The sequence below is a fragment of the Paraburkholderia sp. GAS333 genome (assembly GCF_050435665.1).
Lineage (GTDB): Bacteria > Pseudomonadota > Gammaproteobacteria > Burkholderiales > Burkholderiaceae > Paraburkholderia > Paraburkholderia fungorum_A.
Genome location: NZ_JBNDKS010000002.1, coordinates 345690 through 360057, shown reverse-complemented (window position 1 = coordinate 360057; position 14368 = coordinate 345690). Strand labels below are relative to the sequence as shown.

At 55.6% G+C, this 14368-nt stretch carries 10 protein-coding genes and 2 pseudogenes; 7 read left to right on the top strand and 5 right to left on the bottom strand.

Annotation, left to right across the window (positions count from 1 at the left end; genetic code table 11):
- Positions 1-245: 245 nt before the first annotated feature.
- From ABH945_RS10765 to ABH945_RS10755, 3 genes and pseudogenes are all read right to left on the bottom strand, one after another.
- A pseudogene (locus tag ABH945_RS10765) lies at positions 246-496 on the bottom strand (PAAR domain-containing protein).
- A gap of 204 nt (positions 497-700) precedes the next feature.
- A complete protein-coding gene (locus ABH945_RS10760; RefSeq protein WP_429250555.1) occupies positions 701-1804 on the bottom strand; it encodes an Imm72 family immunity protein in 1104 nt (367 codons plus the stop codon).
- A 17-nt stretch (positions 1805-1821) separates the two neighbouring features.
- Positions 1822-2238 carry a hypothetical protein gene (locus tag ABH945_RS10755; RefSeq protein ID WP_429251105.1) on the bottom strand — a complete coding sequence of 139 codons (417 nt, stop codon included), beginning with the start codon at positions 2236-2238 and terminating at the stop codon, positions 1822-1824.
- Between ABH945_RS10755 and ABH945_RS10750 the strand changes: the two are divergent.
- The 6 genes and pseudogenes from ABH945_RS10750 to ABH945_RS10725 all read left to right on the top strand — a co-directional run bounded on the left by ABH945_RS10750 (position 2125) and on the right by ABH945_RS10725 (position 9053).
- Positions 2125-4609 (top strand): annotated as a pseudogene (locus tag ABH945_RS10750) (type VI secretion system Vgr family protein). The gene ABH945_RS10755 and the pseudogene ABH945_RS10750 overlap by 114 nt on opposite strands.
- A 71-nt stretch (positions 4610-4680) precedes the next feature.
- Positions 4681-6495 (top strand): hypothetical protein, encoded by a 1815-nt coding sequence (locus tag ABH945_RS10745; RefSeq protein ID WP_429250554.1) that lies wholly within the window; start codon positions 4681-4683, stop codon positions 6493-6495.
- A gap of 24 nt (positions 6496-6519) precedes the next feature.
- Complete coding sequence (locus ABH945_RS10740; protein ID WP_429250553.1) at positions 6520-7065, top strand: hypothetical protein; 546 nt, start codon at positions 6520-6522, stop codon at positions 7063-7065.
- Between the two features lie 30 nt (positions 7066-7095).
- A complete protein-coding gene (locus tag ABH945_RS10735; RefSeq protein ID WP_429250552.1) occupies positions 7096-7620 on the top strand; it encodes a hypothetical protein in 525 nt (174 codons plus the stop codon).
- Complete coding sequence (locus ABH945_RS10730; protein ID WP_429250551.1) at positions 7617-8672, top strand: hypothetical protein; 1056 nt, start codon at positions 7617-7619, stop codon at positions 8670-8672. The genes ABH945_RS10735 and ABH945_RS10730 overlap by 4 nt, the downstream gene beginning before the upstream one ends.
- Positions 8673-8765: 93 nt before the next feature.
- Positions 8766-9053: a PAAR domain-containing protein gene (locus ABH945_RS10725; RefSeq protein WP_429250550.1), complete on the top strand. Its 288-nt coding sequence runs from the start codon at positions 8766-8768 to the stop codon at positions 9051-9053.
- A gap of 531 nt (positions 9054-9584) precedes the next feature.
- Here ABH945_RS10725 and ABH945_RS10720 read toward each other — a convergent pair.
- Positions 9585-10589 carry a hypothetical protein gene (locus tag ABH945_RS10720; RefSeq protein ID WP_429250549.1) on the bottom strand — a complete coding sequence of 335 codons (1005 nt, stop codon included), beginning with the start codon at positions 10587-10589 and terminating at the stop codon, positions 9585-9587.
- Between the two features lie 431 nt (positions 10590-11020).
- Between ABH945_RS10720 and ABH945_RS10715 the strand changes: the two genes are divergently transcribed.
- Positions 11021-11695, top strand: coding sequence for a hypothetical protein (locus ABH945_RS10715; RefSeq protein ID WP_429250548.1), 675 nt, complete (start codon positions 11021-11023; stop codon positions 11693-11695).
- 757 nt (positions 11696-12452) lie between these two features.
- Here ABH945_RS10715 and ABH945_RS10710 read toward each other — a convergent pair.
- Positions 12453-14312, bottom strand: coding sequence for a hypothetical protein (locus ABH945_RS10710; RefSeq protein WP_429250547.1), 1860 nt, complete (start codon positions 14310-14312; stop codon positions 12453-12455).
- Between the last annotated feature and the right edge of the window lie 56 nt (positions 14313-14368).

Sequence of the window (14368 nt, the reverse complement as noted above, 5' to 3'; positions counted from 1 at the left end):
CGCCTCTTGTTTCGCCAGATTGCGCCCCCCGCGCCATCGCGCGATAGTACAAAAGATCAGACGTTTACAGCAATCTTCTATTCAGAACCAATTGTTAAATCGGAATTAATTGCTTCTAATTTCTATGCCATTTAGATTAAGAGTAAAAATAGCTCGCTCTTTGAATGCGACCACGGGTCGTTAGACTCGCTTATTCGGCGAAGCAACACAATCTGCCAATGTCCGAATGGAATAAGTGCGCGCAGTTATGCTTCGGTGGACATCATCTGCTGTGAGGGCGGCGGATGACAGCCACAAATACATAAATCGTCGCTTAATGCCGCGTGCCTCCCGTCTGGCGTGCTCCGACACACTGGATTTTCCCTGTTGTATTGCAAGCGGGACATGCGACGGGATCACCTTCGTGGGCGACGTCTTTATTGCTCAATTGAATAGGCGTGGCGACTGCCTGCACGATGCCATTAGCTGTCGTTTTGTCGCCATTCAAAATTAGAATCGTTTCATTGTGCCTTTTAAAACGTAAAGGTTATCGCGTATTCAATCCTGTTTCGCAAAACGTTGTGTCACCCGCCTTTCATCTTCAGGCTCGCGTATGCAACGCCGGTCGTAATAGCCTCTAAGCGCAGATCGACCCGCGGCGTTCGCCATTTGAAACTCATCGCCGTCGAAAACGAATCGATGCTGACGACACCCTCCGTTTTCAACGCCCGTGGCCCTCTTTGTCCTGACGAAGAAGGGTCCATTCCACGTAGTGCACCTTGCCGGCTCCCGACCAGTCCTTGATCACCAGGTCCGGCATCACCGCACCTTTCACGGCATGCATCTGATGCTCGGGATAATCCGTTGCTTGCCAATGGCCCGTGGCCGGACATACCTCGCCGGTTCTCACCGCCGCAATGACCGGATCCGGTTCGACGTGCGGCTCGTCGTCAGCGGCGCTCAGCAAGTACTCGGACTCATCGGGTATCAAGCCGTCCGCATAGCGATCATCTTTCCAAAGCAAACGCCAGCTCACATCGATGTCTTCGGCGTAGCCGCGACTCTCGTTGAACGGACCCGTCATGCGCGGCGCACGCGTGCCCTCGACAAGGTAATTGAAGCAGCCCGCATTCTCGCTGCTGGCGGTGCCCACCGGAATCAGGCCAAGTACTTTCCCGCGAGTGATCGTGACCGGTTCCCATATGCCGTCGACGGGCACGGCGTCGCCCGTACGAATCACGACACCGGTCGGCTGCGGGACGGGCGGCAATACCTCAGGGAAAACGGGAAAGCTCAGCCGGTAGAAGCGAAAAACATAAGCCTCAGGATTGAGCAGCGCGCCGGCCGCCGTGAAATGAGCGGTCGCGTGGTCGCCTGCCGGCACCTCACAGGCAGCGCATTCACCAACATATTCGCTTGCGCGCATCAACACATTCAACGTTTCAACTTTCGGCGGATAGGCTGCCTCCTGGACCCCTCGCTCCCAATAATCACCGTCGGGATACAGGTAGGTAGCGACCACCTGATAGTCGGTTAGCGCCTGATCGAACGCTTCCCCGCGCCGCCAGATAAATCGATAGCCTCGCCGCAGTTCGTCCAAACCTTTGTTGTAGGTGCTGAGGATGCCGTAGATGCGCGGCAGGTTATCCGCGGGCATCTGCTCATGCTGGCTGGCAGGCCAGGTCTTGACCGCGTTCTCATACGCACGCGTGAAAATTTCCCAGTCGTCGCGCTTCCTGGCCCAGAGGCTATAGCTGGTCAATCTCTTCAGGAGCCAGAAAACCTGACGGCGCGTCGTTTCATCGCGCATGCTGAACAACTTCATTGGGGTCCCGTCGTCCGTTACCGGTTGTCTGAATTGGCGGCACGCGCCACCGCGGTTGTACTGCTATTGCTCACCTTGGTCTGGATTTCTTCGGTCCCAAGGCGACGGGTCTGCGCCGCGCCGCGTACATTTTCGTCAAACTTGCTATAGCCATAGACGTCTTCGATGTTGGTCCAGTTCGTCGCCCGGAGCTCGACGGTCACGCCATTTCTCGAAATGGTCGGCGGCACTTCGCCTCGCTTGAGCATCTCGCCCGCCGCGGTTATTTCGTCGGCAAGATCGCCGAGATCGACGATGAGTTGCTGGCCGCTGCCTTCGAGATATTGCGTCGGAACCTTCTCACCGTATTGCTCGGCAATCTGTCCGGACCAGACCTTCAGATCCATATGGGCGGGCAGATCCGCAGGCAGATGGATGCCCTTGACGTCGACCATACCCGGCGCGTGTATTTCGATATTGCCGTCCTTGAGGCGGATACGCTGTGGATCCAGCAGACCGACAAATCCTACCTGCCGCACAACGGCTACGTGCACACTGCGCGGCGACTGGGTTCCAATAGCGGCCTGACCAGCTATCAGCTTGGCTTTGCGTCATGGATGCACTTTCTGAAGTTTCGCCGCGATCAACGCATCTGGCAGGACAAGGCCGCGGACGACATCATCACGGATGTCTTCAACACGCATCCCCAGGCTCAGGGCCAGTTCCACTTCGCGTTATCGAAACCGCTGCCCTCGCGCTCGTACTGTCGCCAGGACGAGGATGACTGGAACTTCGTGCATCGACTGCTGGAGTCCGAAGGCTTATACGGATTCTGGCAGCAGGCGCAGGACGGTAAGTCGCACACGCTGGTAATCACCGACCGACTTGCGACGCTTGATGCGCTTTCTCCGGAAACCGTCTCCTTTTACCGCGCAGGTACCGGTAGCGAAACCGACGCGCTCACGCAGTGGTCGGGCATACGTACGTTGCAGAGCGCGTCCCTTACCACCCGCACATCCGACTACAAGAGTCCGTCAACGCCGTTCAACCCCAAAGGCACGACCGTACCGACTATGCCCAACCAGGGAGCATTGCCGGATCAGGCGGAGGTCTACGAGTACACCGGGGCGTACACGTATCCGAAACAGGACCGAGGCGACCAGCTCTCCGGAATCCGCATGGAAGAATGGGAGTCGCGGGCCAAGAGGTTTGAGGGCGTCGGCGGCGTCAGAAGGATCGATGCGGGAAGGCGCTTTACGCTCAGCGGCCATCCGGACCACGACAGGGATCAGTCAAGCCAGAAGGAGTTCGCTGTCATTGAGGCAGCATGGGTGATCGCGAACAATCTGCCGATCTGCACCTAGGAAACAGTGTTCCCGCATAGCCTGCAGACCACCGTAGACGAAGTCCGTGCAAGCCACTCAAGCGATAGCACACTGAAGGTGACGTACGCGGACGGCTCAGAAGGTTTTTATCTGGTGGAGATCGCGGCCCAGCGCGCCAGCGCGCCAGCGTGCCGTATCGCAGCCCATTCGAACACCATAAGCCGGACACGCATCTAGAGTCGGCGATCGTAGTGGGCCCGCAAGGTGAAGAGGTCCACACGGACGAGTTAAACCGCATCAAGGTGCAGTTCATCTGGGACCGTATCAATGGGGGGACGAGAAGGCGTCGTGCTGGGTACGCGTAGCGCAGTCGGATACGGGAAGCGGCTACGGCGGTGTGCACATGCCCCGCGTGGGGGAAGAGGTGCTCATCGATCACATCGGTGGAGACTGTGATCGGCCAGTCGTGATATCGCGGCTTTATAACGGCTCGGCGAAACCGCAGTGGCATTCGAATGGGCTGCTTTCGGGGTACCGCTCGAAGGAGTATGGCGGTAGTGGTTACAACCAGATGGTAATGGACGACGCTACCGGTCAAAACCGCGTGCAGCTGTTCAGCAGCACGGCGAATTCCCAACTCCACCTCGGGTATCTGGTGCAGCACACAGATAACACGCGTGGCGCTTACCTCGGGACCGGCTTTGACCTGAAGTCGGAATCGTATGGCGCAATCCGCGCAGGTCAAGGGCTGTTCGTTTCGACCCACCCAACGTCCGCTAGCCAGCCACTGAATGTCACACCGGCCAGCGAGCAACTGGTCAGCTCGGAGGCACTGGTAAAGAACCTCTCCCAGTCGAGCATAGCGGCCAATGCCGAAACACTGCAACCGGCTCAGGATGCCTTGAAAGTGTTCACCGACGCGACGCGGCACAGTGTGTCGGGTAGCGCGAACAGCGGCGGTCACACTGCTGGTGGTGGTACCGGCAACGCCAACGGCTTTGCGAATCCGATCCTGCTGGCGGCCAGCCCAGCGGGCATTGCGCTGTCCACCCAACAGTCAACGCAGATTACGGCAGACAAGCAGATCAACCTCGTCAGTGGACAGAACATCCATGTAGCGACCGGCAAATCGTTGATCGCAAGCGTCACCGAAAAGATCAGCCTGTTCGTGCAGAACGCCGGCATCAAACTGTTTGCCGGAAAGGGACATGTACAGGTGCAGGCACAGTCGGACGCGATCGAACTGACGGCGCAGAAGGGGGTGACGATGATATCGGCGACCGACATGGTCACGGTCACGACCAAGAAGGGGATTTTGCTGACGAGCGGCGGCGCCTACATCCGTATTGCTGACGGCAATATTCAGATCCACGCGCCTGGCACGGTCGACGTGAAGGGAGCATCGCATGATTTTTCGGGGTGGACTCGCCTGGATACGGCGTTCCCATCGTGGGTAGCGGCGGACGGAAAGCCGAAGCGTTCTACGTCGTTTTCCGGGTAAGCCTCGAGCAAATTGGCAGCGAGCTCTGCGCGCGCATGATGATTTTGTGAGCAACGTCAGGAATTTATAGCATGGCAGCCGACAATGGCGATTCGTTAGCCCCGATCTCGCAATGGGCCTATCCCTTTCCGCTGAAAAACGCCGCAGGAACCGTTGATCCGGATGCCTATCTGGCCGCGCTACAGGGAAGCGACGGCCCGTTCCCGCTGGGCTTGATCGGTCTATGGCATGGGGGGATTCACCTCGATCAGATGAGCGCGTCGCCGACGGCGACTGATAGCGCGATGAACCGTAGTGGCGAAGTGCGTTGCATTGCCGATGGTGTGGTCGTGGCTTACCGGCTTGATAGCGACTACCAGCATTTGTCCTATCCAGACAAATCGACGGCCTTGTATTCGCGGAGCTTCACATTGGTCAAGCACAAGCTGACCTTGCCTGCGGCGCCGACAAATACGCCGAATGCGCCCAGCACACCCAATTCGCCGAACAACGCACCGCATCCGCCGACGACAGCGCCTGCCAACAACGACGCAAACACGCTGAGCACAGACCCGGCGGATTCGCTGGTCTTCTTCAGCTTATATATGCATCTGGCACCGTGCTCGGTCTATAAGCATTCGGAGCAGGACAAGAACAAGAAGACGTGGCCCAGCTATTACAACGCCCAGCTGCTTTACACGGTCAACAGGCAGCGCGCCATCGATCAGCAGGACAACGTCAGCACCGGGGAGCCGGTCACGGGTTCGCATGTCCATCGCGACAACCACGGCCGTGCAGGGCAGAACATCGGCATTTTGCCGTCGGGAAGCAAGGTCAAGATTCAACGTCCAGCGCATGCACCGAAAAACTGGGGACGTATAGCGAGCATCGTCTCCGGTGACATCGCCCCGCTGACGCCGGGAAACGCGGTGCCCGCCGACGCATCGCATGGCTGGGTATTTCTGCCCTGGCTCGATAGTGAGATCGATCCCGAAGCGATCGACACCATCCATGTGCTGCCCAAGCCCATTCGCATTGGCGCCGGCGAGGTGATCGGCTATCTGGGCGAATATCAGAACGTCGAACATGCATCGACCTTGCCGCCCAGTCCGCAGCGCGCACTGCTGCATGTCGAGGTGTTCGCGGGCGACAATTTGCAGGCATTCCTTGCGCGCAGCCGGACACGTGCAGCGCAATTGACGCGAGAACCGAAGACTCAACTAGTGCTGTCGAAGGGCGCAAATCTGTACAGCTATAAGACCGATGGTGATTTGACTCTACCGGCGAACACTACCGTGACGCTCGCGACCAACGCGCCGCAGACGGGAATGTGGACGAAGGTGCAGACCAGGGCGTCCGGGACCGCCAGCACAACAAATTACTGGATTGCACCTAGCGAGTTGGCGAGCCAAGGCACGCGGCGTGCGTGGAATTCCTTTCCTTTGTCGTTGTCAGCAGCGCCGTCTGGAACAAGCGATTACACGCGCATCGTCAATCTCGCTGGTTTGACTGAGCAAGTGGACGACAAGAAGCAAACCTGGTACGAAGTCGACGCAGGTGACGCCACGATGAATACGGTCAACGGCTTCGTTTGCGGATCCGGGCAGCCGAATGTCTCGCTCCAGAACAAGTGGGCGTGGGCCGGTTTCGAACTGTTGTCTTCGAATCTGACGACCGCCGATCTCTACAAGCGTTTTCTTTACCTCAAAGGCGATAACGCAACGGCAGACGAAAAGACGGCATTCGAAGCCAGCTTCAACGCGGCAAAAAGCGATGCGCTGATCGCCAAACTGGATGAGATCCTGACGCCGAAAGACCAAGCACAAGGCAAGGTCGGCGGCCAGAATCTGCTTACCGCTTTGAACCTGAAATGGCGTGCAAACCGCGTCGATCATCTGGTCGTGTAATACGAGAGCGAATGGGGCGGCCCGATGAGCAAATGGGATGCGCTCGACCCCTTCATGCACGATGGTCTACCGTACTGGAAGATAGAGAAAGAGCGAATCAAGCTCTTGCAGATGTGGGATGCGTGCGCGGCGGCATTGAATCCCGTGTCCTCACCAAGTGTCTATCACTTACACCCGGTCGGCATCGTAGGGAATTTCTTTGATCCCGACGCCTGTGCTTGCGGCTGCTGCATGCCCGTTACCGGAACCCGTTTCAAAAAGGACGCCCACACGTATTGGTATGGACCGCAGCATTCGGGTTCGATCTCGTTGGGCGATTGTCCAGCGTTGGCGACGATGCGTGCAAATGGGACATTGAGCGAAACCGAAGAGAAGATTCTGCGCGCCATGTCGCAGAATGAAGGCAAGGTGGATACGGTCCAGGCAATCGACATTGCCATCATCAGCGCGGGGGCAATGCAGAAGACCATTCGTGGCCAGGCGAGCCAAGGCGAGTTGGCGACCCAGATCGCGTGTTTTCGAGACGCGCATCCAGCCGAGTATCAGCGGTATTTTTCCAACTGCGGTTGAACTGTCACCGGTTCGGGCCAGGACGCAGCGTTGGAGTACGCACATCCGACATTTACGAACGGCGCTCGCATCATCGGCGATGAGCTTTTCAACGCATTGCGACGCGACTGCTCAATCGACACATCTCGCAAGCCGGTCCAATGTCCACCGGTGGCCTCGATGGCTCACGCGTTGTCGTCGCCGTTATACCAGGAACTGCAACTCAAGGACTTCGTTGATCGTCTGAATCAAGCGATTGGTAAGAGTCCCAGTGGATACGCTTATCAGATCAAGGACTATTTGCAATCGCCACTGGGTCGCGCGACCGTTCTGGATCAGGACGTCAATTGGCCCCGGGCAACGCCAGTCAGTATGAAAACGTCGTTGGATCGCTTCTTTCAGCACAATCCGCTGGTGCCCCGCAATCCCGCAGAGTGGGGGGCGAACAGGTCTGCGTACGAAACCAGTATCCTGCAGGATTATGGGCCATCGCGCTCTATGGCGCAGGTCAACGGCGTGTCGGTCGCGCCCGTGCGATATCAGCATCTGGTCCAGGCCTTGGGAATGCCATCTTGAAAAAACGTAACTTCAAAATTATGGACGTAAGTATGTCGCGGTTTCGAATTGGCTTTTCCGGCGCGCGTGCTGTTCGCGTCGGTGCAGTGATTGCATCGGCCCTACTGCTTACCTGCGGTGCTGCCGTGACAGTATTTGCTGCGGAGCCATCGTCCACATTTCGGTTCGCTTTGCCGGGCGGCGCAGCCATTTTCTATAGCAACGCTTCGAACCCTCAAGCACCATTACCCGAGCGTACCTGGCGACAAGCGATCTTTCATTTCCCAAACGGAGCGACGTTCAGCCTGTTGCCTAGAGCCGGCAAATCGAACGCGGGCGGTACAGAAATTGAACCGCCAAGCGAGACCGATATCTCACCGTCTGGACAATACGTCGTTATTGGGCGAGTTGAATCGGGGACGGTCTCGTCGGGACCAGGGCAGGCGGAGTCCGTATTAAGTCGGGAATACTGTTCCGTCATTGAGATACGCACGGGATGTATCACTGCCGATCAAACCGGTGAGATATGCGGAGCAGGCTGGCAGGCGGGCCAGCCCGCTCAGTGGGGCAAGGACGAAGACTCCAACGTGATGCTGAAGCGCGACCGTCCGTCGGTAAGCCGACTGCTGCGCGTTGTCAATGCAGGTCAGCCGGCACGGTTAGTCATTGACGACGACTCCGGCGCCGACAATCTTCTTCGTTGCGATCCGCCGTCGCCTGCGAATCGCGAGAGCTATCAAAAGATTGCGGCGGCCCTGCATACGGCAGGCGCGCACAATGATGCGCGTCTGATCGACGCCGCGTTTTCAAATGCATATGGTGATGCTGCTAGTACGCCAGCGCCCGCAGTCGGGGAAGGCGAACATCGCGCGGCTACGATATCTGCGACAAAAGCAACGCTATATATGGCACCGGATGATGCACAGGCGAGCCGGGCCTATCTGGTCCGGGACGATGTAGTGACGGTATTGAAGCAGTCGCCATCCGGCTGGGCATACGTGGACTATGTCGGTGCTTCTGGCAAACATTTGCTTCGGTGGATTAGAGCCGACCAAATAGCGATCAAGCCATGAGGGGTAGCGCTAACCGAGTGGACATATCTTGATTTTTCTTCCTCGGGCGAGACCATCGGTAAGCTAACCAAGAAAAGAACACGCCATCTTTTTATGAAACGCTTTTTAATCCTTAACGGCGACAAGAGCACCGCTAACGGAACGGTAGTCGCCATCCCAACGACGATCCGGCTCGAAGGCCGGGATGTCGCTCACGAAGGCGATGACGTGCAATGTCCGGCTTGCAATACCACGGCAAAAATCAAATGCGATGGTCCGCGTCAAGTGATGACCTCGCCCGATGGCCGGCATGCCGCTTTGAGCGACGATCTTTGCATCTGCAAGTGTGAACCGCCACCGAAGCTCGTTGCTTCGCAACAGTCAATGTCGGTGGGCACATGATAATTGCCATCAATCAAAGTTTGTAAGGCGGCGGACGGTGAGTTGTCAAAGAAACATGCAAGGATGCCGTTCAAGGAAAGCAACGCGCGTGAACTGCGGGACATCTATGAATAGTCCACTCGCTTACGTCCCGTGGGGCAACTCACCTACCTCCGGTCGATGCATCGCGAAGCCTACCCAAGGCTGACGCTGAAACAGCTTGTCAGCCTCGCCTCGGCAGGAGGTCGGAGGTCAGTCGCACCAACTCTGCCACCCTGCGTCAGCCGTAGGGCGCCTTAGTTAATGCGACGGCGTCCACAAAAAAATCAAAGACTTGCACGAAGCCGCACCATAAGTGTTCCATCGGGTGCGACCCCAGTTGTATGGTTCAAAACATCCAGAGCGGCGCCGCCCAGGCGGGCTTTCTACTCCGTTCACGCAGATCCGAATCAACGCCACCGCTCGTCCAAGTCCTGCCAACTCACACGGCCAAGGGAGTGGCAGCACGAACGCATGTACGCCGATCGCTTCCCTTGCCCCGTACGAGATAAATCACTCGATCAGGCTAGCTGTTTTTTTTCTCGTAAAAGGTATACAAAATACTTTAATATTTTGTTGAACAGGATGAATAGTTGGGCTTCGGAGTTCCGCCAACTTCAATTCCAGATCATAACGATCATCAAATCCCTTTGGCTGATCGAACCAATCACATTTAAAATAAAGAACACAGTAAATTCCGTATTTTGCCCTTATTGAGTGCATGTAATCAGGGAGTTGGCTAAGAAGGCCATGCTCAAGGTCATTGGAATGCGCATGCTTGAATTCGACGGCTATTCGATCAATGCCAACCCCTTTTACATTCGCCAGCAAGGAAAAATCCAACCTTCCGCGTGAATTGCGAGCCTCCGGGATGACTTCAATCGATTGCGCGAGAAACTGGTCATAAAGTAACGCATGCAAGTTTCCCTGTATTTCGGTTTCATCCTTGGGTTTCCTAATAATTATTTTTTTCCCATCTTTAACGACGTTCCAGTAGATATCGGTGGACAAAGACTCCTCAACTTTGTCGCAAAGCGTCGCAAAACAATTATGCACTCTGCCTCGAAACGATTCCAACGAGTCGAAAATTTCTGAAGGCATCAAATTTTCGAGTTTTGCTTGCCGAACAATTGACGTTGGAGGAACCGTGTAAGGTGTCTTGGTCGTTGCGACAAGACCATTCGCCCCAAGCTTAAGTGAGTCTACACCCCAAGCTGCCTTAACCGTATGAAAAACACCATCGATTTCTCCTTGTATCGCGGGGAACCGAACTTCGTATCCGTTCCGCCTTAGTACAAAATCACCATTTTCATATCCAAAGGATAACGAAAAATCAGGATGCTCAACACGGAAAAAATAACCGTCTCTTTTGATGCTTGCAATTTCTATCTGCTGTTCAGTATACCCGCCGAGACCTACTAGATCATAGAACGGCACACTCCCCATAACCGAATCTGATAACGCCTTCATCCTCCCCCCGAGAATAAACAAAAACAAAAAACCAAGCTGAACTGGCACGCAAATTATTCACGCCGGTGCCTTAGTAAAGGATAATTCAAGCTATTCGGCGCATCAAGCACGTGCCCAAATATTTTTTGGCTAAAGAAATCGGATAAAGCGGATCTGGGTAGTCTTATTACTCAGTTCGTCGCTGCTCATGATGTTCTCCTGTCCGTTTAATCGCCTCCCACAAGCCAAGTCAACAGATCCTCTGCGGTAACGCCCGCCTCAATTTGTGGCAGCGGCGGCCCGTGGCGCCGAACCAAGACTCGAAAATCAACTGGATCCGTTGCTGGAGGCGTGCAATATCCGCGACCGTTTAGCGACACCAATGTGGAGCGCGGGTAATCCACTTTTAATTAAATATGGAGTGTGCCAACTCCATATTCCTATTTCCATTCCGTCGCTCGGCCGGTATCGTTCTCCCAACACGACGCCGGAAGACGCCCATGGAATCCAAAGAACAAACGAACAGCGCAGATGCCCTCGCACAATGTTTTCGCGAAAACCTCAAGGCGATGTTGGCCGTAGGGGGCAAGCAGCGCGCTAGTGGCTTGCCCGGCCGAGTGTCATCTGCGGGCGTGCAGCGATGGACCGGCATCGCACGCAGCACGCTTCGCGCATTGGTAAGACCGCGGAACGGTGACGGCGCTCACGCCACTCCGGACCTCGCCACCATCGGCCGTCTTGCCGATGCCTTGCAAGTCCCACCTGCATTCCTGCTTATGCGCCCCCAAGACTGGACTGTAATTGCGTTCGCGGTCGGTGAAATCACGGACTACCTGATCGCAGCGAACGAGTTGCAGCAGGAAGACCGCCTGGCCACAAAGAATCCGATAGAAAACGTGTTGCGCGCGTGCAATTTGCACCCCGATCTGAGGCCCAAAGGTGTGGGTGCATCGCCCGAAGTCGACCGCGCGAACGCGCGGGACGAATGGCGACGTCGTAGCTGTCTCAAGCTGGATGCCTTGATGCTCCGTCACCCCCAGGCCGGCCCAATCCGCGCATGCCTCACCGCGTTCGCAATGCGAAGGTCGGGAGTTCGATCCTCCTCCTCCCACCACGGAACTCCATTTAGACCGGCCACTTCGGCCGGTTTTTTATTGGGCGCGAGCGCGAACTAGCAATAACCCTGAATTCAGCCGCGGAAAGTGGTGACCTCTCGGCACTATCTTTCAAACTCGAAGTCGTATGGCGAAAAAGGCGGCTAGCTGAGCAGCATTGGTAGGTTGCTTCGAACCCCCATCACGTCAAGCAGTGATCTCGCAGCATTACCTGCTACGTCGCCGCGGGAATGGGGAGCGACTGTCTGTAGATGAAACAGACAAGGCCATACATCTCGCAATGCTGATCGCTCAGACGGAAATCCGCATTCGGCAGTCGCGAGAAGGCATTGATTTGGCACCGCCTGCAAAAAAACTGATTCGCCGGCGAGCCCTCGCTCGAAATGGCCGCGCCCGAGCAGGGCGCCCGGTTCATTGAGGGAACCTTGACGCAAGTCGTCGAGGATTATTTCGCCTCATGGTAGACGCAATCGCTTTGACGGCGTCCGTGCTTGAAGCGTCTGTAGCAATTTCGTCTGTCAGTCCGCCGACTGTTGTTGCTCCTAGCCTAAGCGCTGATCGAGAGTTCACTGAGTTGCGTCTTCCAAGATGACGTCTGGACGCGAGCCTGACCCGTTCCACACGGTTCGAAGGACGCGATCCGCACACCCAGTTAGGCCCCTTCCTTTACTTTCTGTGGCTGCCCTAGTTCGTCTGGATCTTTTGAGAGGGCGTGGTCGTCGCAGTCAATGTCACGTATCTGGTATGCCTGCACCGGTAAGCGAAATGCTGCATCCACTACACAGCGTCTGACAAGGCCACTTCATATGTTCTGCTTTCAGAAGAATGCTTTCTCACCACTTTCTTTTCCCAATGAAAAATAAGCCTGCACAAAGTCGTCGTCTACGAATTGATTGAACGTCGACTCGTGAGGGAATCCAGCATCGTACGCTGCGCGCAAACGCAGGGGCAACGAGTGCGAATCAAGTGCCGACAGCTTGATGTAGATCAACTCTGCTGGTAACGCTGCGCTTCCGTTCCGGTACTCTATTTTTCCGCGTGTCACTACGCTCGGTCGACCGCGTTCGATGTCCAAATTGATACTGGCGCCAAAGTCCTCAAGGCAACGGCGGGCTGCGATCGCGAGGTCGAAGTACTCGTAGTTGGGATCATAGCCCGCGTCGACAACAACGATTCGTGTGCATTTCCGTGCGACAAGTTCATACAACCCAAGATTTTCGAAGTGGCCGCCATCACTTAACCGGATCCACGCATCCGACGGAGCATTCACTTCAAGCAAATTTCTAATATTGCAAGTAAAGCTCGGCCACGATGTGGCAAGTTTTCCAGTTATGCTTGGATTTCTAACCCATACACCCAAACCAACATTCAGGAACACAAGCGCCATTCGCTTCATTGGTGACATTCGCGTGGGGTGTGTATCCACCGCGGCGGCCGATGCGGCGACGAGCGTCCAAAAGCGGTCTTGCGCACTAGACTCGAACGTTCCGCGCGATTCCCACTGGGACGTTGCAAGATATTCCGTCGCTCGCGATCCACAAAAGTGAGGCGTGCAAGCGAAGTTTACTCCGCCCCGGCGCTTCATTTCACGGATCGGATCGAGTGACGAATCTTCAAAGCTTTTCTTCAATACTTCTCGTGACCGACCGTTTGCGCGAGAGAACTGCGCAAAGCAGTTGATGATGTGAATGGGGAACGTCCCCGTTGATGCCGTATCGCGCAGCCTCAAGCCAAATAATTTTTCCCAAGACGGCGTAAAGGTTAATCGCAAGCTGAATCGGTAATAAAGCAGCGCGCCGTTCAGAAAATTTGGACTAACCCAGACAATCAGCGCACAACCCAGAGAAATAAGAATAGTTAGAATCGAGACGTTTTCGAGCCCTATTCGCCCGCCGAACTCTTTGATGCGTGGCTGTCCGGCAAGCAGACACAGAGTCGCCGAAATCAAGGCGACTGGCAATACGACGGGCTTGATAAGTTTCTGGCGTCGCCTGATGTGAGGTTTGTCAGGCGTTGGGCACAATAAGGCGAGAGCTATGAAAACCAGCGACGCCGAGATCCCAGCATAGGACCAAAGAGTATGTGCTGAGGAAAACCCAAAAAGCCTAGCCACGAGGAACAGAATAGAAAATGCTAGGAAAATGATCGCAAAATCAAGGAAACCTCCAAATCTGTCGCTGTTTCTATAATAAGACACGACACTACACACTAGGAGGAAGATAGTGCCGCCTCCAAAGGCGATTAGGGGCATCCACAAGTGCTGTAGCGCAGCTACCGCCAACGTCGCCGTCACAAATAGAAAGGTTGCAATCGGGAAAGCGATTGAGAATGCGAACGTGAGCAGAAACGGAATTACAGATAGTAGCCAACTTGACAGGAAGCCGCCTTGAGTTTTCATCCTATCGAGACACTCATTGATCATGCCTTCGTCCAAACGCTCATTGCTTTTCATGCGTCGCGAGAGCGCCGCTGCGGTGTAACCCCCGCCGGAAACGCTGGATACGTAATCAACTTCATTCCAGCGTCCCTGCTTAAGCATGGCGGAGATAACGCCTAAGCAGAAGCAAGCGGAACGTATCCCACCGCCAGAAAGTGCGAGGCCAATCCTGCTATCAACCTTGGAATCTACACCCAGGTTTTTGCGCCGAGCGAGATAGTGCTTCTCTTCGTCGACCAAAATTCGTCAAACGTCTTTATGTTCTTTTGCTGTTCAGTCACCGATCTACGTCCCGT